General features: G+C 43.2%; 19 protein-coding genes and 1 pseudogene. 12 read left to right on the top strand and 8 right to left on the bottom strand.

The genetic code is table 11. The annotated features are described in order from the left end of the window. Positions 1–6 precede the first annotated feature (6 nt). Positions 7–894: an AraC family transcriptional regulator gene (locus BMY70_RS21465; RefSeq protein ID WP_090338366.1), complete on the bottom strand. Its 888-nt coding sequence runs from the start codon at positions 892–894 to the stop codon at positions 7–9. Positions 895–1,056: 162 nt separating this feature from the next. On the opposite strand from BMY70_RS21465, the gene BMY70_RS21460 reads away from it, so the two are divergent. The 7 genes and pseudogenes from BMY70_RS21460 to BMY70_RS21435 form a co-directional block, all read left to right on the top strand. Continuing rightward, positions 1,057–1,890: a phytanoyl-CoA dioxygenase family protein gene (locus tag BMY70_RS21460; RefSeq protein WP_090338365.1), complete on the top strand. Its 834-nt coding sequence runs from the start codon at positions 1,057–1,059 to the stop codon at positions 1,888–1,890. A gap of 10 nt (positions 1,891–1,900) precedes the next feature. Continuing rightward, the gene (locus tag BMY70_RS21455) at positions 1,901–2,995 is read left to right on the top strand and encodes a Gfo/Idh/MocA family protein (RefSeq protein ID WP_090338364.1); all 1,095 of its coding nucleotides are present in this window, start codon (positions 1,901–1,903) and stop codon (positions 2,993–2,995) included. A 20-nt stretch (positions 2,996–3,015) separates the two neighbouring features. Beyond that, the gene (locus tag BMY70_RS21450) at positions 3,016–3,921 is read left to right on the top strand and encodes a sugar phosphate isomerase/epimerase family protein (RefSeq protein ID WP_090338363.1); all 906 of its coding nucleotides are present in this window, start codon (positions 3,016–3,018) and stop codon (positions 3,919–3,921) included. 49 nt (positions 3,922–3,970) lie between these two features. After that, a complete protein-coding gene (locus BMY70_RS21445) occupies positions 3,971–6,118 on the top strand; it encodes an outer membrane protein assembly factor BamB family protein (RefSeq protein ID WP_090338362.1) in 2,148 nt (715 codons plus the stop codon). A gap of 295 nt (positions 6,119–6,413) precedes the next feature. Then, positions 6,414–6,536 (top strand): RagB/SusD family nutrient uptake outer membrane protein, encoded by a 123-nt coding sequence (locus tag BMY70_RS31115; protein ID WP_143072143.1) that lies wholly within the window; start codon positions 6,414–6,416, stop codon positions 6,534–6,536. A gap of 54 nt (positions 6,537–6,590) precedes the next feature. Further along, positions 6,591–7,862 carry a polysaccharide pyruvyl transferase family protein gene (locus BMY70_RS21440; RefSeq protein WP_090338361.1) on the top strand — a complete coding sequence of 424 codons (1,272 nt, stop codon included), beginning with the start codon at positions 6,591–6,593 and terminating at the stop codon, positions 7,860–7,862. A gap of 136 nt (positions 7,863–7,998) precedes the next feature. After that, a pseudogene (locus BMY70_RS21435) lies at positions 7,999–8,825 on the top strand (MFS transporter); the annotation flags it as partial. A gap of 546 nt (positions 8,826–9,371) precedes the next feature. On the opposite strand, the gene BMY70_RS31110 reads toward BMY70_RS21435, so the two are convergent. Next, positions 9,372–9,542, bottom strand: a complete 171-nt coding sequence (locus BMY70_RS31110; RefSeq protein ID WP_218148663.1) for a hypothetical protein — start codon at positions 9,540–9,542, stop codon at positions 9,372–9,374. Positions 9,543–10,210: 668 nt separating this feature from the next. On the opposite strand from BMY70_RS31110, the gene uvrA reads away from it, so the two are divergent. Then, positions 10,211–12,751 carry an excinuclease ABC subunit UvrA gene (gene uvrA / locus BMY70_RS21430; RefSeq protein WP_090338794.1) on the top strand — a complete coding sequence of 847 codons (2,541 nt, stop codon included), beginning with the start codon at positions 10,211–10,213 and terminating at the stop codon, positions 12,749–12,751. 821 nt (positions 12,752–13,572) lie between these two features. Next, complete coding sequence (locus BMY70_RS21425) at positions 13,573–17,139, top strand: carboxypeptidase regulatory-like domain-containing protein (protein ID WP_090338360.1); 3,567 nt, start codon at positions 13,573–13,575, stop codon at positions 17,137–17,139. A gap of 501 nt (positions 17,140–17,640) precedes the next feature. Here the strand turns inward: BMY70_RS21425 and BMY70_RS21420 are convergent. Then, complete coding sequence (locus BMY70_RS21420; protein ID WP_090338359.1) at positions 17,641–18,273, bottom strand: FISUMP domain-containing protein; 633 nt, start codon at positions 18,271–18,273, stop codon at positions 17,641–17,643. A gap of 601 nt (positions 18,274–18,874) precedes the next feature. Next, the gene (locus tag BMY70_RS21415) at positions 18,875–19,297 is read right to left on the bottom strand and encodes a winged helix-turn-helix transcriptional regulator (protein ID WP_090338358.1); all 423 of its coding nucleotides are present in this window, start codon (positions 19,295–19,297) and stop codon (positions 18,875–18,877) included. Between the two features lie 91 nt (positions 19,298–19,388). Here BMY70_RS21415 and BMY70_RS21410 point away from each other — a divergent pair, with 91 nt between their 5' ends. From BMY70_RS21410 to BMY70_RS21400, 3 genes are all read left to right on the top strand, one after another. Further along, the gene (locus BMY70_RS21410; protein ID WP_090338357.1) at positions 19,389–20,132 is read left to right on the top strand and encodes an SDR family oxidoreductase; all 744 of its coding nucleotides are present in this window, start codon (positions 19,389–19,391) and stop codon (positions 20,130–20,132) included. A 71-nt stretch (positions 20,133–20,203) separates the two neighbouring features. Further along, complete coding sequence (locus BMY70_RS21405; protein ID WP_090338356.1) at positions 20,204–21,154, top strand: helix-turn-helix domain-containing protein; 951 nt, start codon at positions 20,204–20,206, stop codon at positions 21,152–21,154. Positions 21,155–21,233: 79 nt separating this feature from the next. Further along, the gene (locus tag BMY70_RS21400) at positions 21,234–21,986 is read left to right on the top strand and encodes an SDR family NAD(P)-dependent oxidoreductase (RefSeq protein WP_090338355.1); all 753 of its coding nucleotides are present in this window, start codon (positions 21,234–21,236) and stop codon (positions 21,984–21,986) included. A gap of 143 nt (positions 21,987–22,129) precedes the next feature. Here BMY70_RS21400 and BMY70_RS21395 read toward each other — a convergent pair whose 3' ends face one another. From BMY70_RS21395 to BMY70_RS21380, 4 genes are all read right to left on the bottom strand, one after another. Further along, positions 22,130–22,798, bottom strand: coding sequence for a porin family protein (locus tag BMY70_RS21395; RefSeq protein ID WP_090338354.1), 669 nt, complete (start codon positions 22,796–22,798; stop codon positions 22,130–22,132). A 39-nt stretch (positions 22,799–22,837) separates the two neighbouring features. Continuing rightward, positions 22,838–23,857, bottom strand: coding sequence for a neutral zinc metallopeptidase (locus tag BMY70_RS21390; RefSeq protein ID WP_090338353.1), 1,020 nt, complete (start codon positions 23,855–23,857; stop codon positions 22,838–22,840). Between the two features lie 71 nt (positions 23,858–23,928). Further along, the gene (locus BMY70_RS21385) at positions 23,929–24,705 is read right to left on the bottom strand and encodes a LytR/AlgR family response regulator transcription factor (protein ID WP_229209742.1); all 777 of its coding nucleotides are present in this window, start codon (positions 24,703–24,705) and stop codon (positions 23,929–23,931) included. Between the two features lie 22 nt (positions 24,706–24,727). Then, the coding region (locus BMY70_RS21380; protein ID WP_177197092.1) for an ATP-binding protein at positions 24,728–24,978 on the bottom strand (251 nt) is incomplete at its 5' end.

The following is a 24,978-nucleotide window of genomic DNA, read 5'->3' as shown; positions in this document are numbered from 1 at the left end:
GTGAAGTCATGCGTCAACAGCTCGTTTGCTGAGATTCTTTTTGTCAGTTGCCTGCGTATATTTTCTTCGGTATTTCATAGGCGACTGTTGTATAATTTTATTAAAATGCTGACTGAAATTCGACCAATTATGAAATCCGCTTTCATAACATATTTCAGTAACCGACTTTTCTGTGGTCAGAAGTAAATTACACGCATGTGAAATCCGAATTTCGGTTAAAAATTGAATGTAATTTTTTTTGGTATTTTTCTTGAAATAATGGCTGAAAGCCGACTCGCTTTGGTTGGTTATGGCTGCAACATCTTTAAGCAGGATCTTGTTTTGAAAATTTTGCATCGTGTATTCGAAAACCTTATGAATACGGTCCTGATCCTGTTTAGAAAAACTAATAATTGGCGAATTCGTCAGGAAGGTTATTTGATCTGAAATACTGATCTGGTTCAAACAATTAAGCAGGGCCGAAAGCTGAGAAAAACCTGTCAGAGTTTCTATTGATTTTAAGGTATTACCAACCATTGTTTTAAGGTCGCCTTTTAGTGCAATGCCGTGTGACGCATTTTTTAAAAGGTTGCTTATCTGTTGCATTTCGGGAAGTTTCAGAAACGTTTCTCCAAAAATTTCTTCCTTAAACTGAACAACCACAGCACTTCCCGTAGATTCTGAATCCTTTTTCCGAAACCAATGCGGCAGGTTTTTACCAAGAAGGAACACATCACCTGCGTCATATTCGCCAATAAAGTCGCCAACAAATACCGAGCCTTGTCCCGTAGTTTCTATAAGGAGTTCATACTCTTCATGTTGGTGCCAGGGTGTTTCAAAAAAGGGTGTCGTGTAAGTCCTGGCTACAAATGATGAACTACTATCTATTGGTAACTTCTGGATAAGTGGTTTCATCTGGTATGTTATCAAATTAAGGTATTATTTGGGTTATAATATTCAAAATAACATATAAAACTAATGATATTCTGATAGAAACGCGTCAAAATATACTGCTATTTTGTATTGTTAATATTTCAAGAACATTTATCTATATTTTGATAATAGAGTAATTTGAACATGGGAAAAGAACTTAGTATTACCGAAAAATCTGATTTCGAAAGAGATGGATTTATAATCAAACGTAATTTTTTTAGTCAGGAAGAAATTAATCTTTTATATAGTCTGGCAACGGATGATAGTGTGACGAGTCATGCTTTTGATCTTAAAGACACAAACGGAAACCGTACGAAACTGACGCTTTGGTTTACGCCGGGCGACGATTCTTTCGGGCTGATGTCCAGGTCGGAGCGTATGGTGAAAGCAGTGGAAAAACTGCTTGGGAACCAGGGAGAAGTTTGCCATTTTCATTCCAAGGTCATGCAAAAAGAACCCAAAAAGGGAGGCGCCTGGGAATGGCACCAGGATTATGGGTACTGGTATAAAAATGGGTTTTTGTATCCGGAAGCGATGATTTCGGTAATGGTTGCGCTCACGGACGCAAATATTGAAAATGGTTGTTTGCAGGTTTTAAAAGGAACTCATAAAATGCAGCGTTTTGAGCATTCATTTGTTGGCGAGCAGCAGGGTGCCGATCCGGATTTTGTAGCGGAAGCCGAGAAAAACAGTGAACTGGTTTATGTGGAACTCAAAGCGGGTGATACACTTTTCTTTCACAGCAATATTCTTCACCGTTCGGATGCTAATTTATCCGATAAACCACGCTGGTCAGTCATTTCGGCGTATAATTTATCTTTCAACAAACCTTTCAGGGAAAAAAATACGTCTTGTATTGAACCTGTAAAAATGGTTGCGGATAGCGCTTTGCTGGAAAGTGGCAAACAGGTTGTCAAACAAGCAGATTTTTTGAGCAAGGATGCAGAAATTACTTTGCAGGATTTAAATCGTTCTTAACAGGTTTGGGATGCATATTGAACTTGAATATTTACCTGTTTTTCCTGAAAATAAATCCGTCGGTATCGGATGTGTAGGAGCAGGTTTCATTATGGCCGACTGCCAGCTCGTAGCGTATAGAAATGCCGGATTCAATCCGGTAGCGATCACGTCACGGACCTTGGCCAACAGCCAGAAAGTGGCACAGCGGCATAATATTTCAAAGTTTTACGCCTCATACCGGCAAATGTTTGCGGATCCCGAAGTGCAGGTTGTTGACATCGCTGTGCCACCGGACGGGCAGATTGCGGTTATCAAAGAGGCTGTCAAACACAAGAACATAAGGGCGATTTTGGCTCAGAAACCGCTGGGGATGAATTATTCCGAAGCTCTGGAAATAGTCAGGATCTGTGAGGGTGCAGGTGTCGTTTTGGGTGTAAACCAGAATATGCGTTATGACCAGTCGGTACGCGCCTGCAAAGATCTGTTAAACAAAGGATTGCTTGGCAAACCGATTTTCGGCTCAATCGACATGCGGGCAATACCACACTGGACAGGCTGGCAGGCGGGTATGGGCTGGCTTACTTTAAGGGTAATGAGCATTCACCATCTGGACACATTCCGCTACTGGTTTGGTGACCCGAAAAGTGTTTATTGTAGTGTCGCGCAGGATCCAAGGACGGTTTCAAAATTTGCCCATGACGACGGCATCGCACTGTATATTCTCGAATACGAAAATGGTATGCGTGCCTCTTCCTGGGACGATGTCTGGACAGGCCCCGCCCGCGAAGGTGCGGAGGAAGATATTTACATTAATTACCGTGTGGAAGGCCTGGACGGTATGGCAAAGGGAAGTATCGGTTGGCCGAATTATCCTACTCATAGCCCAAGCACGCTGGATTTTACCTGCAAAGAAATTTCCGGCTGGCAACGTCCGCGCTGGCAAGAGGCCTGGTTTCCGGATGCCTTTGCGGGGCCAATGGCGCAATTGCTGGTCGCTTTGGAACAAAATAAGGAGCCGGAGATCGGTGGTAGGGATAATTTGAAAACAATGGCACTGGTAGATGCCTGCTACGTTTCGGCAAGAGAGCACCGGGCCGTAGAGATTGCAGAAATATATTCTTGAAGAGATAACGTCATGATCTTATGATTCAGATTGGAATTTTTACCGGTTATTTTCCTTACGATTTGGCACAAACAGCCGCCCGAATCAGGGCGCTTGATTTCAATACCGTGCAGCTGGACGTATCTTTTAAGGATATGGATTTGTCGACAAGCGCCCTTGATTCAGCAAAAGCCAAAAAGATCAGGGACACATTCAGAAATAATAATTTGCCAATATGCTGTATTTCAGGGTATACCAATCTTGTGCACCCGGTGCCGGAAAAACGCAAGACAAGCCTGAACCATCTCAGGCAGATTATTCGGTATGCCAACGAGTTAGGATCATCCTATGTCATCAGTGAAACGGGGACATACCATTTGGAAAGTGACTGGGTTTCGGATCCGAGAAATAAAACGGAAGAAGGTTATGCTGAATGCCGGGATGTGATCGGTGAACTTGTAGATTTCGCCAGTCAGCATGGCGTAACATTTTGCGTGGAAACTTATGTGAATAATGTCATCGGATCAGTTGATGAAACACTGCGGCTCTTTGCTGATATTGATCATCCAAATCTGGGCCTGCTGATGGATCCCACCAATTATTTTGATGAGCAAAATATCGGTGACATTGATCTGACAATAAACAGCATATTTGACGCTTTGTCCGATAAAATAAAAATTGCCCATGCAAAGGATGTAAAACTGGCTTCTAGCTCTGTTGGCGTTGTAATGGCCGACATTGATGGCGATGAGGCACATGCACTTCGTGGCGTGGGCATGATCGAATTACCCGCACCAGGCCTTGGTTCTCTTAATTATGATCTGTATCTCAAAAGGCTTGCCAGGAAACATCCGAATATCCCGATCATCATTGAGCATCTGGAAGAAACAGATGTGCCACGGGCCAGGCAATTTATTCATGATAAGTTAATGACCAGCGGCTTGTAAGCTTTGACAAACCCAGCGGTTAACCTTTACAGGAATATCATTTAATATTATGTTAAAAAATAACTACCAATCACTTACTGGTTTAATAGGAGTGGCAGTTTTACTGGCATTACTCATTGCTTTCGTACCCGAAAAACATCAGAGTTCTTCCATCGATGACGAATGGATCCATTATGGTCATGACGCTTCCAATAATAAATTTTCTCCTCTTTCGATCATCAACACGAAGAACGTAAGTCAGTTGAAGGAAGTTTGGAATTATCAGGACAGCAAGGAAGGGTCCAGTATTTTGTTTAATCCACTGATTGTGAAAGGCAGCATGTTTGCCTTTATGCCAAGCGATAAGCTGGTAGCGCTTAACCCGGAAACCGGAAAGCTGATCTGGGAATTTATTCCTGACAGTACCGACGTCAGCACCTGGACCCGGGGCGTCACTTTTCATCCCGGCAAAAACGGAAGACCCGATGCCTTGCTTTTCGTTTTTGGTTCAACACTTTATTCCATCGATGCTTCGACAGGAAAGCTGATCAAAGATTTCGGAGAGCAGGGGAAGGTAGACTTTTATACTGGACTTTCTGTTGAACCGTCGATGAAAAAGCGGGTCCATGTGACTGCAAATGCGCCGGGAGTCATTTATGGAGATTATTTCATTGTTGGCTGCAAAGTTCCTGATGAGCTTCCGTCTACGTCTGGCGATATTAGGGCCTTTAATGTCAATACCGGAAGGCTGGAATGGGTTTTCCATACCATACCACGGGAAGGAGAGTTTGGATATACAACTTGGCCAAAGAATGCCAGGCAGAAAAACGGTGGTGCAAATTGCTGGGGCGGTATGGCCCTGGATGAAAAATTGGGAATCGTTTACGTTCCGACTGCTTCACCATCTTTTGATTTTTACGGTGCCGACCGCGAGGGCGAAAATTTATTTGCCAATTGTCTGCTGGCTCTGGATGCGAAAACAGGTAAAAGAATATGGCATTTTCAGACGACACACCATGATCTGTGGGACCGGGATAACGGATCTCCGCCGAATCTTGTGCAGGTAAAACACAATGGAAAACTAATCGATGGTGTAGCGTTGGTAACAAAAATGGGTTATGTTTTCATGTTTGACCGGAAAACGGGCAAGCCGCTTTTTCCGATCAATGAAGTGGCGGTTCCGACCAGAAGTGAAATGCCGGGAGAAAAACCATGGCCCACCCAGCCCATACCAAGCAAACCCGCTCCGTTCTCGCGGCAGGGATTTAAACCGGAATATTTCAGCACTATAACGCCGGAAGTAACACAGTTTATCAAAGACCAGATCGCAGAAAATAAATACAACACAGGCATTTACGAACCACCGAGCCTTGATGGTTCCCTTATCGTACCTGCCGCGCATGGCGGTGCAAACTGGGGCGGCGCTTCCTTCAATCCTAATACGGGTGTCATGTTTGTCAATGCAATTGATATGCCATGGTTTCTTCAGTTGAAGGATATCAAGTCGTTAAAAAAAGACAATGATGAAAGTGGCGAAAATTTGTTCAAAATGTATTGCAGCAGTTGTCACGGAGCGGATCAGAAGGGAACCAATTTCGGGCCGGATATTTCTGTAAAAGTGAAGAGTTACGTCAGGGAAAACCTTGAAAACTTTATCAAAAAAGGCGCGGAACCGATGCCTTCGTTTCAGCATTTACCGCAGCAACAGATTGATGCTATCACCGCCTATCTGAAAGGGATCGATGAAGTAGCAGATAAGGGGAAACTGCCCGATGCTGATGAATCGGCAACGAAAGAGCCTTATGGCTTTTCGGGTTACGAATTTTTCAAAGATCCGAATGGTGTTCCTGCCATCAAGCCGCCATTTTCTACTCTGAATGCCATTGATCTGAATTCCGGTGAGATTTTGTGGCAGGTCCCGCTGGGTTTTGATAAAAAACTGGAAGCACAGGGTATCAAAAATTCAGGGATCTTTAACCGGGGTGGGGGAATTGCTACTGCTGGCGGACTTATTATTATCGGTGCAACGGTTGATCAGATGTTTCGTGTTTTTGATCAGAAAAACGGAAAAATCTTGTGGGAAAAAGAACTGCCCGGAAGTGCGACCGCGGTGCCGTCCACTTATTCAATCGGTAAAAAACAATACATCACAGTCGCGGTTAGCCCAAATCCGGGTAAGGGCTATTATGGCGGTTATATCACTTTTGGCTTGAAATAACGTAAGGAATCAGCAAGTTTTTGTTGAAATGTGGATATTATTGAAATAACGTCGGATATTTTTCACTGAGATAGAAAAATGAATCTGGAATTTTAAAACATTTAATTATAAAATAGATATAAAGGTAGTTGAGGGTTGATGACAACGAAGTATAAATCTTTTCTGGGGCCAGGAAAATTGTCCCACTATTTTTTATTTTCAGGAACAGCGGCTAAAAAAATAACTTTGTGGTAGAGTTCGGTTGGGCTCCGTTTACAAATGAGCAATTATTTATAATTGGGACGCCAAAGCGACCATGAATCCTTACGATGAGCTTTGGCCGGTTCCTCCAAACGCGATTGATGCCAACCGCGACATTAAATTACAGCAAAATCCGGGATATCCCGGTGCCTGGTCTGTTTACAGGATGCTAGTTTGAACTGATGCTTTGAACTACAATCCCATTTTAAATTCTTACAATATCAGTCATATCATGAATAGAAACGAGTTTATCAGACAAACCGCCTTGTTGTCAGTAGGTTCAATATTAGCGTCATTTATCAAAAAAGCGTCTGCAAAAGCCAATCCAACAATTTTGTTGGTTTCAGGTTGGCAGGATGTTAACATCGGAGATATCGGTCATACCCCGGGTCTGCTGTATGTCCTACAGACTTATTTACCGGACGCAAATATTATTCTCTGGAAAAGAAGTAATGGAGAAGAGGTGAAGAAATTACTCAATAAAAATTTTCCAAAGGTTAAAATTATTTATGGGAGCGTAAACAAAGACAAAAACGTGGATAATCCCGAAGTTATGGAAGCCTTTAAATCGGCTGACGTGATGATTCACGGGTCGGGGCCATTGCTGGTTGGTGCTGATAATCTTGCGAGCTGGATGAAACATACTGCCAAGCCCTTCGGTATCTACGGCACTACGCTTGAAAACCCAAGCGAATACCATCAAGGTATTCTTCAAAAGGCTGCGTTTATTTATACCCGTGAAACCAAGTCGATCGAACATCTGAAAAAAGTTGGAATCACAGGTGAACACGTACAATTTGCGCCGGATGCCACATTCTTCATCAATATTCGTGATGATAAAAAGGCTTTTTCATTTCTAAAAGAAAATGATCTGAAAGATAAAAAATTCATTTGCGCCATCCCTCGATTACGCTATACACCCTATCATAAGTTTAACGCCAACAACAATGGGTGGAATGCTGACCGGATAAAAATGGTGGAAGAAACCAACGAAAAATATAAAGAGGTTGACCATGCCAAATTGAGGGAAGCCATAATAGCCTGGGTAAGGGAAACGGGAAACAAAGTACTTGTTTGTCCCGAGATGACATATCAGGTCGAAATTATGGATGAATTGCTTATTGATCCTTTGCCGGACGATGTGAAACCATTTATCGTAAAACGAGGATACTGGCTACCAGATGAAGCAGCCTCCATTTATGCCAAAGCTCATACAGTATTGAGTTTTGAATGTCATTCGCCGATAATAGCCGCTGCCAACGGAACCCCATGTTTTTATCTGCGTCAACCCGAAGATACCATCAAAGGGCAAATGTATTACGATTTAGGATTCGATAAATGGACCTTTGAAATCGACCAGACCACTGGCAAACAAATTAGTGATCGCCTGCGGGAAGTTTGGAACGACTATGACAAATCCAAAGCAGAATTAAAAATCCGGATGGACAAAGTAGCCGGAATATATAAATCCGGAACAGAGCTGGTTAAAAAGTTGCTTGTTTAAATCGAGCTTCAAAAGGATTGATCCCTGGTAAGCCGAAAGATTTTCGGCCAACCGCAAGTTAGTCTTATTCCCACAATAGTTCAGAACCACCAATGCATACCTTCGGTGCGCTGGTGGTCATTACCTCCAAAAATAGATTTTTCATTTCGAAAACGAATTTTTAACATCTTTTAGTATTCCTGTTATTGTAGCTGCTTTGTGTTATTTTGTAAATATCTATGACTTACTACTTGCTTTCGGGCTGAACGAATCAGAAGTGTCCATCGTGGGTGCCTCTATCCTCAACTGGCAAATGAACAGTCTCTTGTTAGGTGGAATTCTCTGGCGTATACTTCAAGATAAAAAGGGGAGACTTTCCGTATTATTTGGCTCTATTTTAACATATTTTCTCGCTAATATTGCCTGTGAATTCATACAGGGTACATCGTCCTATAAGCTTCTCCGTTTCATTGCAGGAGTTGGTCTGGCGGGCGAACTGGGCGCTGGGGTAACCCTCGTTTCAGAGATTCTTCCTCTACGTCTTCGTGCTATCGGTAACTCTTTGGTTGCAGGGATTGGGCTTTTAGGTGCAGCCGCGGCATATTTTACAACCGAGTTGCAGGATTGGCGGACATCTTACCTGATTGGGGCGTTATGGGTGGTGGATTGTTACTGCTGCGGGCTGGCGTGTTTGAGTCAAATGTATTTAAAGAACTGAAAAACCAGAAGAATGTCAAAATGGGTAACTTCCTTTCTTTGTTCACAAATTCAAACCGCCTGGGTCGCTATCTTCGTTGCATTGGTATTGGCCTACCTACATGGTTTGTAATCGAAATTTTAGCTACGTTCAGCAATGAGTTTAGCGACGCGCCCGGTATCGCACCGGCCATTCAACCCAGCCTTTTTATCATGTGGTGTTATGTTGGGCTCTCCACCGGAGATATTGCCAGCGGTTTCATTAGCCAATTACACCGACAAAGACAATCACGCCGGAAAATGTGGGCTATACCGGACGTTCCTTTATGACAATGATGGAGGCAGCAACTTTATTGCATTTTTTCAGAATGATTCAATGTACTTGCAATTTGCACCTTTACGAGGTTCATACAAAGAGGATTTAGAGCAAAACACAATTACTGAGCAGTATGGGTCACAATTCTTAAAATATTATTAAAAAAAAGGACCATATAACTGGCCGACAGAGCATGAGATGCAAACAAGTGAACTTTTATCTTCCAGAAATGCGGTAGATACTATACGTCACTATTACAAACATATATCGCGCTAAAAATCTACCATAATAAAGATGGTACTTCATGCGTAATCTTTGCTGTAACACCAAATTGGGAGATCAGGCATTTGTTTTCAGTGACTTTTTTCATATGATTCTTACGTTTTCCTTTTGCGAAAGTAGGTCAGCCAAAATTTGTTTTAACATATCTTACCGTTAACCGGCAATGGTTAATGCAAAAGTCGTCTTTTACACTCTTCTCATACATTTTCAACGGCCGGCTGAGAATTCCGTGTTGTTCAAAGATCCGAGGTATTAACAATCGCTTTTTTGCCGTTGATTCGGAGGATCGATCGGATCTTTACACCGAAAGCAACGCCGCTGATCATTTTGAGAGAAAGTATTTCTGCTGCGCCGATAAAGATGAAACTGCCAGATTTTCTGAATGTAAAGCCGCCGTATGTCAGCATATGTCTTCAAGCCAGGAATTAGTCACTACATGATCTAAATCTTTATCAAAGTAGTTTGCAGCTCTTTAAATAACGGAGCCGCATCTAATTTATCTCCTGCAAGTGCCCATTTTGAAGGCAGGAGTCGGTGTGCCCGGAATACTTCATTTGTAAAAAGTTTGTAGGGACTGAAAGGTCTCTCATTCGTATAAGGCTTGTCTGTATATATTTTTGAATGTGTTTCTGACGAGAGATCGACATAGTGCTTTAAAGGAATTGGAATTCAGAGTGATGTATACGCGCCCGGCTTATCCCAAATGCAATACGGTACTGTCAGACCGCTAAAATGATGCTGCGGGAAATCAGGAGGGTCTGATGAATTATTTCTCACAGAATTTCCTGAGGCAAAGTTTCCAACCTTATGTCGAAAGCAAATCTACCATTGTTCGGTTTGCTGAATACCAGGAACATGTACCTACAAGTTAATTGTATTTCTGATCTCCCATCAGATTTATCCTTACTTTTAAAGGGCTTTTGGTATTCTTAAATTAATGCCCAAAGTTAGCTACTTTAAGATTAGATTGCACCGGCATCAAATAAGAATGCCGGATTTGCCTAACACGAAATTTCAGAAAAGCTTTAACCAAGCTGTCGGACTATTTTTTAGGGTTAATTTTATCTCAGATCTAATGTCAAAAGAATTAATATCGCTTCCTGCCTCCAATTTTGTCAAAGTACAGGGAGCCAAAGAGAATAACCTAAAAAATGTTGATTTAAGTATTCCCAGAGGAGCACTGGTGGTATTTACCGGTGTATCTGGTTCGGGTAAATCATCACTTGCTTTCGGGACATTGTATGCCGAAGCACAGCGTCGTTACCTGGAGTCGGTCTCTCCATACGCAAGACGGCTTTTTAATCAAATGTCCATTCCTCAGGTCGACAGTATAAATGGTCTTCCTCCGGCTATAGCTTTGCAGCAGCAGCGGGGAGCGACAAGTACACGTTCGTCTGTTGGAAGCGTCACGACGATTTCAAATCTGATCAGAATGTTGTATTCTAGGGCGGGAGATTATCCTGCCGGTCAGTCCATCGTATATGCTGAATCATTTTCGCCAAATACCCCGGAAGGCGCCTGTCCGGAGTGTCACGGCCTGGGAGTTGTATATGAAGTTACCGAGCAGTCGATGGTGCCCGATGATTCACTTTCGATCAGGGAAAAAGCCATCGCAGCATGGCCCACCGCTTGGCAGGGGCAGAACCTGCGGGAAATATTGATGACGCTTGGCTACAATGTGGACATACCCTGGCGTGATCTGCCGCAGAAAGACAAAGATTGGATTTTGTTTACAGAGGAGCAGCCAGTTGTCCCGGTCTATTCCGGACTGACAGCTTCCCAGGTTCAACAAGCCCTGAAGGCAAAAATGGAACCTAGCTATATGGGTACTTTTACCGGAGCTAAACGGTATGTGATGCAAACATTTGCAAATTCGCCGAGCCAGGCGATGAAAAAGCGTGTTTCAAAATTTATGTTGAGCGCACAATGTCCCGTTTGCCATGGAAAGCGGCTGCGTCCCGAGGCTTTATCTGTGAAATATGCCGGGATGGATATTGCGGAATTTTACCGGTTGAATATCAAGAGTTTATGTGATATTATTTCTTCTTCCCTAAAATCGAAAAGTAATGATCCGGATCAGGCACATCCTGAAAAGGCCCTGGTTCTTCAACGGATAGGTCATGATCTTTTATCACGCCTGGACGTGCTCATAGATCTGGGTCTGGGGTATCTGACCCTGGAAAGAAGCACCCCGACACTTTCACCGGGAGAATTGCAGCGTTTGCGGCTGGGCACTCAGATACACTCCAATCTTTTTGGGGTTGTCTATGTACTCGACGAGCCGTCGGCAGGTCTTCACCCTGCTGATACGCAGTCGTTGCTACGAGCGCTGGACCGGTTAAAAGCAGCTGGAAATTCGCTTTTTGTTGTCGAACATGAGGTCGAAATAATACGCCATGCAGACTGGATCGTCGATGTCGGGCCTGGCGCGGGTGAAAAGGGGGGTGAAATACTTTATAGTGGTCCTTTGCAGGGATTGGAAAAGGTCGACAGATCTATTACAAGGCGATATTTGTTTAACATGGATCAGGGCCAAAAGACTTTCAGACAGGCAAAAGAATGGCTGCAGCTAAGGGATATAAGCCGAAATAATTTAAAAAATATTGATGTCGACTTTCCATTAGGAGTGTTGACCAGTGTCACTGGCATATCGGGCTCGGGGAAAAGCAGTCTGATCAGTCAGGCGCTCGTAGAGCTTGTTCTGGAGAAATTAGGACAGCAGATACCTAGCTCAGATGATCAGGAAGATAATCTTTTTCAGGCAGAAAATCCAAAAACAACGACTGGATACATTCTGGACGGGATAAGTGCTATTCGCAGGTTAATACTGGTAGATCAGAAGCCTATCGGGCGTACGCCCCGCTCAAACCTGGCAACCTACACAGGCCTTTTTGATTATGTACGTAAATTGTTTGCAAGTACCAAGATGGCAAAGGATCGCAAATACGATGCAGGTCGTTTTTCCTTCAACGTCGCAAAAGGTCGCTGTCCTAACTGTGAAGGCGAAGGCTTTGTGATGGTTGAGCTATTATTTCTTCCCAGTGTTTATACGCCATGCCCAACCTGTCATGGAAGTCGTTACAACGAAGAGACGCTCGAAATTACCTATAATGACAAAAATATTGCTCAGGTGCTTGCCCTGACTGTGGATGAGGCATTTGACTTTTTTGAGTCTGAACTTCAAATCAACAGGGCGTTGGATGTTGTTCGTCAGGTTGGACTGGGATATCTGCGCCTTGGGCAACCGGCTACGGAGCTTTCAGGAGGAGAGGCGCAGCGAATAAAACTGGCCACCGAGTTGCAACGGGCTCAGCATGGCAATACGTTATATATTCTTGATGAGCCTACAACAGGACTGCATCCTTCCGATGTGGACAATCTACTTGTCCAGCTAAATAAGTTGGTTGATCAGGGAAATACAGTCATTGTAATCGAACACGATATGCATGTTGTCGCAAACAGCGACTGGGTGATTGACATTGGGCCGGGTGCCGGAGATGAAGGCGGTAAAATAGTTGTTTGTGGTTCGGCAGCAAATGTTGCTGATAATCCGGCAAGTAAAACAGGAAAATATCTATCAGTTTTTCTAAATGAAATTGATTCAAGAAAGCCCTAGGGAAATATAATGCATCAGCTAAAATCACAAATTTGTTCGAAATTTCAAGCAAAATCATCGCATCGGCACAAGTGGCTGCAGTTTTTTATCGAATTTTCGTTGCCAGTTTTGAAAACCCGGGCGTCATTCAAGAAGTTCATAGAAAACGCACTACAATATAAGATTACCTGTAAGACGATTTCACAGGTGATCTTATAGTGTAGCGGCAGATTTTAGTAATTCATTGAGAAAACCAATAATGAAAGTACATGCAATAGTTTTGCCGGTTGAGCTGGATAAACTTTGGATGTCTATCCGGCTTGAGCGCTTTTAAATCATTTTTATTCACATACGAAATCAATAAGTATTAAAAAAATACCAAATTTATTAATACTTATTGATGGATCGCCGCGGAACGGAAAACGGAAGCGGAAAGAAACCTTTTACAAAGTTGATTGGATACCCCAGACTGCAAATTATTCGCAGGAAAAAATATCAGTTTGTTTTTTTTCGAAGGCGTTCGTAAGTTTCTGGAAAATTGTAAACGGTTATTTTTAATTGTTATATCGGTTGCAGCAATGCTATAATTTTTTAAGTTGTTATATGACTACGAGTTGCATTACTTATCAGAATGTCAACACTTACTGCGTATAAATAAGGCTTCGCCTGAAATAGAACGTCGATCAAAGCGGTGGTTTATATGAGACTTGGATCCGTGAGAAATCTATGAGGCTTACTCATCGAGGAGCATGTACAGGTAATTAACGGTTCGGAAAAAAGTCGGGTCAGTAAGTTAAGTAAATTACACCCAGCGAGATTCTTTTACGAGTAAATTAATATCTATGCATCATAGGTTCTTCTCCGCCTGGATAACTTTGGTTTTGCTTTTTGGATCGTGCCTGTTGACCTATGGACAAAAGACAGCTGTACTTACAGGAAACGTGACAGATGCTAAGGAAGGGACACCTATGCCGTTCGCTCACGTTTATATTAATGGATCAACGCAAGGTGCAATTACTGACGAAAAGGGCTATTATAAGTTGACGGGCGTTCCATTAGGTATGGTTGAAATAGCCGCTTCGTTTGTTGGTTATCAGTCAGCTACTCAAAAAATACGTTTTGAAAATGCTTCTCCACAAAGAGCCGATTTCAGGCTCAGCGCAATTGAACACGTGCTGAATGCTGTTACAGTAAGAGGTAATTCGAAGCGGTCAGAAAGATATTTACGCCTGTTTAAAAAACAACTTTTTGGAGAGCCCTTTGGTGGACAGTGCGTGCTTGTCAACCCGGAGGTTATTAATTTAAAAGAAGATAAGGATAACCTGGGTGCTGTTGCAAGTGAGCCGCTGATTATTGACAACCAGGCACTGGGATATAGGCTCATCTATGATTTGCAACATTTTAATGCCACTTTGTCACGAAAAGTCTATTCAGCTGGTACTGCCAGATTCGAAGAACTCACACCTGAAAACGACCGACAGGCCGACCGATATCGTCGGAATCGGTTGACTGCCTATAGGGGATCTACACGGCATTTACTGGCCAGCTTAATTGACGGTACTTTTGAGCAGGCCGGATTTTTGGTTTATCAGGAAGATGCCAGTAAACAAATTCCGGTCGATCGCCGGATTATCACGCTTGCCGCTGCGATAAGTGAATATAAGCGCTTGGTTCCCATTCAGGTTTCTAAAATAATTCAACCTGGCCGCTTACCAAACGAGCGCAGATTGGTTTCGCCCATGAAATTAATTGTATTTTATACGAAAGCGTCCTCTGGCTTCTCGCCCTATCCGGATGCCCGCTACGCTTACACAGAAATAAAATTACCCAGCGGACAAATGCACATGACTGTCGATGGCGTGGTCACGATGCCTGAGGGTATGGAGGCGGAAGGTTCAATGGGGGATGACAGGCTATCGACGATGTTGCCCGCAAACTGGCGGCCGGAAGCGGTTGATTCGGAGCTACTTGCGGCCGGTTCGATGGCCACGCAGGGAAAACTTGCGCCATCTGATACCTGCCTGGGAAGTATTAGTGAAGCTTTTAAACGGCGTTTTAAGTTGCTGGCACCGACGTTGTTTTTACACATTGACAAACCATTTTATGCCACAGGAGACCGGCTCTGGATGAGTGCTTACCTACTCGATGCTATCAACCACCAGCGGCCCGATGGTCAGACTGCTGTGCAAGTCGACCTTCTTACTTCCACAGGGAAACTTGTTCAGCATCAGTGGATACGTATTGTGGACGGGCGGGGCCAGGGCAATTTTCGTCTGTCTGATACTCTTACGACGGGAACTTATCGCTTACGCGCATATACCGACGAGGACGATGGTCAGCTACGGCCAGCTTTTGAGCGGTCTGTTGCGATCCATAATTTATTTCGCAGCGGTACGACAATGCCAGGTGATTCTGTCGCTCAGCCACTGGATGTTCAGATTTTGGCCGAAGGTGGTCGCTGGATTTCTGGACTGCCAGCGCGTCTGGGAATTAAAATCCTAACACCTAAGGGACATGGATTTTCTACTGAAGGCCGTATTGTCGACGACCGTCAGGCTGAAATTGTTCGTTTTAAGACCAATCTCCAGGGGATGACCAGTGTGGTAATTGAGCCTAAGGCTCAGCGGACTTATTATGCAGATATATCCTACAACAACCAACTGCTACACGTTCCTTTGCCAAAACCCGAAAATGAGGGGCTGCTTCTTTCAGCCGATGCGATTAGCGATACAACTCGTCTGGCATTAACGATTATGAATTCTCGCCGCGCCGCTTCGGATTCTGTTTATATTTTAATTCAACAACGCGGTCAATTAGTCGACGAGCGAAAAGTTTTGTTACATAATGGCGTGGCGAAGATAAACTTGTCGATGACGGGCTGGTTGCCAGGTCTTGCGCAAGTAACCCTTTACGATGCAAAAGCTAAGCCACAATGCGAGCGTTTATTTTTTGTGCCGGAATTCATTTCGCCTGTTGCTGTAACATTGAAATTTAATAAGACCAGGTATCAGCCCCGCGAACAGGTTATTCTGAGTGTTAACCTAAACAATAATGGCTCTCCTGCATCGGCAGCTTTATCAGCGTCAATCACCGATGCCGGCAAAGTTCCGGAAGATACGACTAGTGCTACGCTGCCGGCGCATCTGTTGCTGACTGGTGAGCTGCGTGGACAAATAGAAAACCCGAATCATTATGTGATGAACCATTCAATACAGACCCGTAGAGCATTGGATGACCTTCTTTTGACGCAGGGCTGGCGACGGGTTAGTGGCACTGAAGAAACTGATTCGTTGGGTGGCGTATCGCTGCGCGGCCGCATTATGAATTCGGAAAATAAACCAATAGCCGGCGCGAAGATTGTAGTGGCGTCCACAAGTCCTGGACAATCATTTGTCAAATCGGCAGGCGCAGACGGAAACGGGTATTTTCGTATGGCGGGTATGGCGATTGTTGATACGATAAACTTAGTCGTGCAAATCGCAGGAAGTAACGGAAAAAAAATGTCTGCGAAAGAAGCATTCCTGTTTCAGCAAGTGCCTGGAACCGGATGGGAATTTGGTAAAATGAATGCTGTGCCAAACTGGCTGGTGCCGCAAGCTCAACTCGAAGCTGCCCGGATACGGCAGGAGGCCAATACCGATCTTTACCGCGATAAAGCGGCCAGATTGTTAAGCGAAGTGACTGTCCTGGCGCAGAAAAACAATGAAAGGCCGGCTGACATAAAAATGCGAAGTCTGCACAATGACGCCGATGCGGTGATCACCTTCAATGACAAATCACCAAATTACTCAAATCTATATGAAATGATTCAGGGGCGATTTGCAGGCGTAACGGTCGTGAGAACTACACCAGCACCTGGCGGACCGCCATCACCCCCTGGGTATCAGGTATCCATACGGGGAATGGGTAGCTATAAAAGTGGAACACAACCTTTGTTTTTAATGGATGGCGTGCCCATTCAAGATCCTGATGGTACCGCTCTGATGAACTTCAATACAAGAGACATTGAACGTGTCGAAGTGCTGAAAAATGCTGGCACGGCGGGTATTTATGGAGTTCGGGCGAGTAACGGCGTGATTGCATTTTACTCAAAAGGCGCGCGGTATATGCAGGAAGGCAGAAAACAGAGCGAGGGTATGACACCGATTCAATTTATTGGTTATCCAAGAGTGCAACGTGAATTTTATGTACCACGCTACGAGACGGAAGTGGCGGGCAACGCTGATTCAGGCTCTGTGGATGACCGGGATGTACTTAACTGGAAGCCAATGATGCAAACAGACAATCAGGGAAACAGCCAGCTTCGTTTTCCGCTGTCAGACGTCGTTCGGATGTTGCGTGTTGTCATTCAAGGTGTTACAGCTGACGGTCGTCCGGTATTTGGCGTTCGCTTAGTACCGGTTCAGTAATGCTGTGATTTATATACCAGATATTACCGACTCTTTTAACCAAAAAAAATAGGTAGGCATAGCCGCTTGTGATCAGAAGCGAAAAATCCTTTGGGAAAAAAGTATTACTAAACGTCGATTTAAAACTTGATTTTTGTGAAAATATCTCTAACAAATATATTACCAGAAAAATAGAGATTATTTGGGATTATTGGCGTTTCAGGTACTAAGGAGCATTTTTAAAAATATCCTCTCACTTTTAGAACGTCTTCCTTTTTGTCTGGATAAAGTCCCAATGTGGGTACAGACGGCCAATAAGCTTCGTTTTTTTATAATAGAGAGTGGGTTGTAGTGATTTCAACTGCTCCTTGTTCAAGGTAATGAAATCAAATGAAATTGGTTTAGTAAAATCAAAAGCTTAGGCTCTAATCAAAGGTTGTGAGCAGAATATTATGCAATGAAAATTCGTGAATGATAAGTGAGCGACGGCAACTTTATTTATGTAAAAGATATTGAAATAACTTAATCCTGAATCAGACGAACCGAGAGTCCGGCAGAAAGTTCGACATTAAAACGGAACGCTTTTTTTAAATTTTGTTTATTGCTACTCGGGGGACCGCCATAGTGAAAGTTCCATTCCCATGCCTCATTGACCGAATCAGCAGGTGAAGATGTCCAAAATAAACCAAGCGTACCCTGAAACAATAATCTACCATCAGGTTTTCTTGTACCTCCCGCAGGCGCGTCAAAGCCACTATTGTTAGTGCCATTACCGTCTTCATTCCAACCCTTAGTACTTTTTAGCGCTTCACCGGCTTTGTCCGGACCGCCAAATTGATTCACTAACATAGCCCATTCGCTATCCGTTGGTAGATGCCAACCGCTCGGACAAGCCTTTTTCGCTGCCTCCCAGGTGTAAAGCAAGCCCAGCTCTTTCCTGTTATTCTCATTGTCATTATAAGCATAGCTGCCTTCAACTTTATAATTCAGGTTTTGTGCCATCCAGATAACGGTTTTACCCGTCAAATCTTCTTTAAAGCTGATCGTGTTATAAGTTTGACCATCTCGCGGGTCAGTAAATGTGCCGCGAGATTGTGCAATTCCGGCTTGTAAAAAAAACAAGGTAGCAAGGACGGTAAAGATGTACTGTATCATCTTTTTTTTCAGGTTTGATGTCTCAATAATGTTACCAACTATGGGGTGAAACCGAGTTTATACAAACAATTATTTCGTCTTTTTCAAAGGAGACTTTTTCAGTACTTTGTGTATCCCTGCCACATCGAATGGTGCAACCACCAGGTCTTTTTCACAAATATCGAACAGGCAAATGGCCGCCATTACTATCGTTGGGCAATATGACCTGTACGACATTTTTTAAATACATCGGACTTTTAATACCGTTTCAAAACCTTCACCTGCGACCTAGACGTAATCATTAAAAAAAGCTGAAAACCCAAAATAGCCATGGAAGGCTCAGGGATATATCGTTTTTCCATAGTCTTGAGGATCTGTTCTTGTCATTATACAGCAGATACCGACACAATAAAGATCTTTACCTGAAACGGCTATATCAACCGCTTCTGAATAAAATGCTGAGTTATCTCAACCAATGCTGCAAAATTGAAAAATACGTTTTACAAACATTAAGAGGTCAAGCTTCCAAATTTATCGCCATAGAAAACCAGCCCTTAAACGTAAAGTTTGTACTCAGGTTAAGTTAACCGATTTTAGATATGGAAATTAGCAGATATTTGTCTTAAGCAAAAGAATTCCTGTGGTTTCTTAGTTCATCTTGCAACTCAGTTATTGCTTTCTTTTCATTTGATTTGATCCTGTCAAGCCATGTTTTAGGCCCTCCGTCGGGGTTGTAACGGGAGCCCCATTTAAGAATTTCCACCATGACCGGCACTAACTCGATACCCTTGTCAGTGATCAGATACAAAAATTTTGATGCGTTTTTAGGGGACGTAACCTTAGAAACAATTCCTTCGTTCAACAGTATGTTTAGCTTTTCAGTAAGTACGGCTGAGGATATTTTTTCATCTGAGGCACGAAACTCAAGGAAAGAATTCTTTCCATTAAACATTATATCCCGCAAAAGGAGAAGCATCCATTTATCACCGAAAATTTCCACCGAATAATTAATAGGGCATGTTGATCGTCTTTCGGTTGTTTTCATAATTTTATTATTAAAAGTAGTCTGTTTTTTGAACTACTTTTTTGAATTTGCAGTTCATAAAACAGATTACAAAAATAACTAAAAATTAATTATGGACTTTACAAATAAAAACGTCGTTATCACGGGCGGAACAACCGGAATAGGCCTGGCGACAGCAAAAGCGTTCATCGGCGCAGGGGCAAATGTTTGGATTACGGGAAGAAATGCAGATAATCTGCAAAAGGCCAGTGCGGAATTGAATAGCCCCAAACTAATTACTGTCGTATCGGACACTTCAAAAATTGCTGACATTTCGGTTCTGGAACAGTCGTTTTCAGAAAGCGGAAAGAAATTGGATGTTCTTTTCCTGAATGCAGGAATCGGGACATTTGAGCCAATCGAGAAAGTCACCGAAGCCAATTTTGACGCACAGTTCAATACCAATGTTAAAGGGATTTTTTTCACACTGCAAAAATTACTTCCTCATCTATCAGATGGCGCATCGGTAATATTCACTTCTTCATCGGTCGCAGCGGCTGCAAATCTGGGAACCAGTGTTTATTCCGCAACCAAAGGTGCAATAAATAAAATTGCGCAAATTGCAGCTAACGAGTTGTCTTCAAGGAAAATTCGCGTGAATGTTGTCAGTCCGGGACCAATCGCAACACCGGGTTTGGATAGTGTCGCGAGTGATGAAGCCAAAGCATTTTTGGCCGGATCCACCGCGTTGCAAAGACTTGGCCATCCCGATGAAATTGCAAAAACAGTATTATTCCTGGCCTCTGATGCGGCAAGCTTTATCTCGGGAACAGAGGTTACAGTTGACGGGGGTTACCATAGCTACGCGCTAAAATAAAGCGGTAATATCATTTTTAAATGGGAAAATGAAAGCAGCGTGCTAACTTTGTTTTTTACAAAAATACAGCCATGCCTAAAACCTCATTCGAAGATCTTTGTTATCACCTTTCCAGCGGCTCTTCAACGGACCTGAGTGCACTGTTGCCCGAAGGGATACAAAAAGAAGTTGGTCATTTCAATGTATTTAATTTGACAGATATTATGCCGGAAGCACGGGAAAAAACGAAAATTTCCTGTGCTTCCCGTGCATTTTACAAGATCAGCTTACTGACGGGCCGTTCCCTGGCAGAATACCCTGACCGGGCTGTTGAGATAACACGGCCGACATTGATTTTTACAACACCCAAAAGCCCGTACGAATGGTCTCCCGAAGGTCGGCAGACCGGACAATCCTGTGTGTTTACAGCTGAATTCTTTCATCCGTCAACGAGCGGTGTAATTCTGGACGAATTGCCGATTTTCAAATCTCCGGAACATCCCGTCTATGCACTTTCAGATTCTGACGTTGTTCGCGTACAAGGGATTTTTGAGAATATGAACGCTGAAATTGGTTCCAATTATGCATATAAATATGACCTGCTCCGTGCTTATGCCCTGGAGCTAATCCATCTTGGGCAGAAGTTGCAGTCTACTGTTATGCTGCATCCGAATCACAGTGCATCAGCACGAACAACATCCTTATTTCTGGAGCTGCTTGAAAGACAATTCCCGCTGGAAAGTCCGCAACAAAAAATGGTTTTGCGGACTGCAAAACAATATGCCGATCATCTTGCCGTGCATATCAATCATTTAAACAAAGTCCTGAAAGATACCACCGGTCTTACTACCACTGAGCTCATCGCCGGCAGGATTCTTCAGGAAGCGCGTGTTTTGCTACGGCTCACCGACTGGAGTATAGCTGAAATAGCTGACAGTCTCGGATTTTCCGATTTTGCGCATTTTGCCAAATTCTTCAAAAATGAAACTTCCTTATCTCCCGGTGCATTTCGCAGTCAGACAAAAAGTTTGAATTATACATAAAATTGATTGACCGGAACTAACCGGCACCTGTTCATTTGACGGACTTTTGTACTGTTTTTAATCTGTATAAAATAGTCTTATGACAACTCAAAGAATCGCATTAGTAACCGGCGGAAGCCGCGGAATTGGTAAAGAAATTGCAATAAAACTTGCAGAAAAGGGAATCGATGTCTTACTTACTTATAACAGCAACCTGGCAGAAGCAGAGAAAACCGTCAGTGCTATCACATCTTTTGGGAGAAAGGCCGTGGCCCTGCCGCTTAACACTGCCGATACGGGCGGCTTTAATGATTTTTTCCTGAAAGCCGACTCGGCATTAAAAACTGTTTTCGGTACAGATCGTTTCGATTTTCTGATTAACAATGCAGGAACAAGTCTTACGGCACCTGTCACGGAAACAACTGAGGATCAGTTTGATGAGATGATGAACATTCATCTAAAAGGTGTTTATTTTTTGACTCAGAAAGCACTAGGGCATCTGAGGGATGGCGGACGGATAATCAACATTTCTTCCGCCGTATCGCGGGTAAGCTTTCATGGCGTCTCTGCCTACGGGATAATGAAGGGGGCAGTCGATGTATATACAAGGTTTCTGGCCCTTGAACTGGGCGTACGTGGCATTACTGCTAATGTAGTTGCGCCCGGAGCCATTTTTGGAGGCGGTGCAATGGAGGATACCCCAGAAATTCGAGCTCATATAGCCAGCGTAACTGCACTGGGACGCGTCGGTTTGCCAGACGACGTTGGTGGGGTAGTGGCATTCCTTTGCAGCGAAGATGCCAAATGGATTAATGGTCAGCGTATCGAACTAACCGGTGGAATGAACTTGTAGTATCAATGCTTGCAGTGTTAGCGTATATAGATGATAGTTAAGAATCTATCCGCTATATACGCTAACACTTTCAGCTCGTTCTTTTGCATTCTGAACGCTCGCAAGAATGAGATAATTAATTTTCTCACCACTTAGATCCTTAATTAAAATATGGCAAGGCCGATTGTTGCCTGGAACAGATTACTTTTTTTACCAAATTGTGATGCAGTTGTAGTATTATCGAACTGAATTTTCAGAATATCAGTGAAATTTCCTTCATAACGCACATCCAGGCTTAGCCTTCCAAGATCGAAACCAACACCCGCCTGGTAACCATATGCCAGTCGGTTTTTTAATTCTGTTCCTGAATTTCCACCCGTGACAGCGTCAAATGAATCCCCGATTTTACCATTGCCGGATAATCTTAGCGACGCCATCGGACCAACATTTACGCGAAAAAACTTGGCAATGCGCACGCCAAAAAGTACAGGCACATCAATGTTTGAAAAACGTAGGTCGACTTTTCCGTCGTTCAGCACACCGTCCTTATAAACATTAAACTTACCTCCTTTTTGAGATAACAAAATCTCTGGCTGGATATAGAATGTTTTGCCAAAACGGAAAAAAATGCCGCCAGTAAAACCAAGTGAACGATTATCGTTATCCTTGAAATTGAATGCGTTGCCGCCTGGTGAAAGGCTTAAATCATTACTGCCATTTATATTGGAAAGGTTGGCACCTGCTTTGATTCCGAATCTAAATGCAGGGTCGTATTGTGCATTTGCCGCATAGCTAATCGTCACCATACAGAGTGCAATCATCATGTTTTTCATGTGGATATTGTTTAAAAAAATTGGAATTATTGTAAAGGATTAATTTTTAACAATGCTTGGAAGTTCTGCATCAAAAAGTTTCGCAAATTCCCGGCTAGGTAAAATATGACCGCGTTGTTGCATATCACTAGCCACCTTATACGCCCATTCGGTTGCTACTTTCCTTTGGGTAGGAGTGCCATGATGCAACTCACTGTCAAAAAGGCAATCGCCAAGACTGGAAAACACTTCTGCGGCTTTCTCTATGCTCTTCCACTCCATAGCTGCTCCCTGGGCGTGGGACAGGAAATAGGCGGCATATGCATCGGCCATCAACTCGGTCCGGCGGTTACCGGCCGGAGTTAAAGGAATTGCGTAATCTTTTATTCCCAGATCGTATTGAATATGATGCGCAAACTCATGGGCCAGAATAGCCTGCGGAGCGATATCTCCGTAACCAAGTGTATCGAAAGCCTGCAAGAGGGCATCACCAAAAACGATTTTGTCCTGAATTCGACCAACGCCAGCGTATTCTTTTTCCTGATGGGCATACCCATTAAAGGTAAAAAAAGGATGACTTCCGTTAAGATACTCCGGATAGGTTTTAAATAACGTGGCTAGCGAATCAGCATAGTAATTAGCCTTCTCGTCACTATACCCGTATTCTGCTTTATATGCCGTTAAAACTTTTTCCCGGTCCTGCAGCATGGAACCATGCGCTGCAACCAGGAGGATGTTGTCTGACTTGATGTCCCAAAATTGCCGCAGATCTTTAAAGGTACTGATCAACTGCGCAGTATATTCACCATTGGGGCCAAAGGATTGGTTTTCAGATTTATTTTCAGAAAAGATAGACACCAGGATGGCCATTTTTGCCGATTCCTCATTACTAAGAATGTTTACGGCTTCTTTACTCCAACCATTAATTTGCTTCAAAAGCCATCCATTTGAAGGACTGGTTCCATCGCAGGGAGTCGGCTGCACTATGTCCGGAACGACCGGATGATCCGTATCCTGACAACCGACAAGCACAGTGATACAGATGGCAATGGCTGCCATAAATTGATTAACACGTTTCATGAAATTATTTTTTATTTCTAAGAATGGAAAAGATAATGGGTGAATAAGGAGGAGGAATACGAGGTAATCATTTAATCGGTCGGATTATTGGGTGGCACGGAAAGCAGCTTGGTATTGATCATCTCGAAGAATTCCTTTCGGTAAGCTTCACCTATGGCAATCGACTGTGCTTCGTCCACGATCCGTACCATATTGCCTTCAACTGCGGTTAAGTGGCTAAGGGAAATAATGAACGATTTGTGTATACGGACAAAACCCTTTGAAGAAAGATGCTCTGCCAGTTCTTTCAATTTTAAATAGGCGGTTATCTTTCGCCGATCGTTCATATGGATCGTGGCATAGTTGCCCTGACCTTCGATATACGTGATTCTGCGGGAGTCTATTTTTAGAAGCTTGCCCTTTTGCTCCGTTTTTACAAATACATAATGATCCTGTTCATTTACTGGGCGAATGTTATTCTGAATGGTCCATAAGCGGTTAACAGCTTTGAGAAACCTAAGAAAAGGGATCGGTTTCAATAAATAGTCTACCACGGCGTGCTCAAATCCTTCAAGTGCATATTCTTTATACGCTGTGGTCATGATTACACGGCAGTCATTGCCGATAAGCTTCAAAATTTCTATGCCGGTCAGATTTGGCATTTGAACATCCAAAAAAATAAGTCCTGGTTTGAGATCAGCAATCATTGCTAAACCTTCTATCGGGTTTGTTGCCGTGCCGACTAATTTTAAAAAATGGACATGTGTGATGTGTTCTTTCAACAAATCGATGGCATGCTGTAAGCGGTAACTAACAATGCACCAAAAATGGAAATTAGGAGTGCACCAAAATTGGCAACAGGAATGCACCACTTTGGCAAATATACATGGGTTAATTTTGGGGTTCAAAAAAAGTCTTTCTGTTTTTCATTCGGTAACTTTTTCCACTCATACTGATCACGTCGCATCTGTAAAGCAATCGGTCCAGTAAAGCCGTTGCAAGCACTTCGTCATCCAGCATTTTGGCCCATTCCGTTGCCATTTTATTGGTTGTAATAATAAAACAGGTTTTCTCGTAGAGCAGGTTGATGAAGTTAAACAATGAGACCGCCTGACTTTTTTCTACTGGAAAGAGCATGATAT

This window comes from Dyadobacter koreensis (genome assembly GCF_900108855.1).
GTDB classification, from domain to species: domain Bacteria; phylum Bacteroidota; class Bacteroidia; order Cytophagales; family Spirosomataceae; genus Dyadobacter; species Dyadobacter koreensis.
The sequence above is the reverse complement of the archived record's forward strand: the minus strand, read 5'-3'. Positions and strand labels throughout refer to the sequence as shown.

What these genes read in the sequence shown, in the direction of transcription:
- BMY70_RS31110 (WP_218148663.1), bottom strand. Translation starts at nt 9,542, where the DNA reads ATGCTGACATACGGCGGCTTTACATTCAGAAAATCTGGCAGTTTCATC.
- BMY70_RS31115 (WP_143072143.1), top strand. Translation starts at nt 6,414, where the DNA reads ATGAATCCTTACGATGAGCTTTGGCCGGTTCCTCCAAACGCGATTGAT.
- BMY70_RS21440 (WP_090338361.1), top strand. Translation starts at nt 6,591, where the DNA reads ATGAATAGAAACGAGTTTATCAGACAAACCGCCTTGTTGTCAGTAGGT.
- BMY70_RS21425 (WP_090338360.1), top strand. Translation starts at nt 13,573, where the DNA reads ATGCATCATAGGTTCTTCTCCGCCTGGATAACTTTGGTTTTGCTTTTT.
- BMY70_RS21420 (WP_090338359.1), bottom strand. Translation starts at nt 18,273, where the DNA reads ATGATACAGTACATCTTTACCGTCCTTGCTACCTTGTTTTTTTTACAA.
- BMY70_RS21405 (WP_090338356.1), top strand. Translation starts at nt 20,204, where the DNA reads ATGCCTAAAACCTCATTCGAAGATCTTTGTTATCACCTTTCCAGCGGC.
- BMY70_RS21450 (WP_090338363.1), top strand. Translation starts at nt 3,016, where the DNA reads ATGATTCAGATTGGAATTTTTACCGGTTATTTTCCTTACGATTTGGCA.
- BMY70_RS21445 (WP_090338362.1), top strand. Translation starts at nt 3,971, where the DNA reads ATGTTAAAAAATAACTACCAATCACTTACTGGTTTAATAGGAGTGGCA.
- BMY70_RS21410 (WP_090338357.1), top strand. Translation starts at nt 19,389, where the DNA reads ATGGACTTTACAAATAAAAACGTCGTTATCACGGGCGGAACAACCGGA.
- uvrA (WP_090338794.1), top strand. Translation starts at nt 10,211, where the DNA reads ATGTCAAAAGAATTAATATCGCTTCCTGCCTCCAATTTTGTCAAAGTA.
- BMY70_RS21465 (WP_090338366.1), bottom strand. Translation starts at nt 894, where the DNA reads ATGAAACCACTTATCCAGAAGTTACCAATAGATAGTAGTTCATCATTT.
- BMY70_RS21415 (WP_090338358.1), bottom strand. Translation starts at nt 19,297, where the DNA reads ATGAAAACAACCGAAAGACGATCAACATGCCCTATTAATTATTCGGTG.
- BMY70_RS21395 (WP_090338354.1), bottom strand. Translation starts at nt 22,798, where the DNA reads ATGAAAAACATGATGATTGCACTCTGTATGGTGACGATTAGCTATGCG.
- BMY70_RS21390 (WP_090338353.1), bottom strand. Translation starts at nt 23,857, where the DNA reads ATGAAACGTGTTAATCAATTTATGGCAGCCATTGCCATCTGTATCACT.
- BMY70_RS21460 (WP_090338365.1), top strand. Translation starts at nt 1,057, where the DNA reads ATGGGAAAAGAACTTAGTATTACCGAAAAATCTGATTTCGAAAGAGAT.
- BMY70_RS21455 (WP_090338364.1), top strand. Translation starts at nt 1,901, where the DNA reads ATGCATATTGAACTTGAATATTTACCTGTTTTTCCTGAAAATAAATCC.
- BMY70_RS21400 (WP_090338355.1), top strand. Translation starts at nt 21,234, where the DNA reads ATGACAACTCAAAGAATCGCATTAGTAACCGGCGGAAGCCGCGGAATT.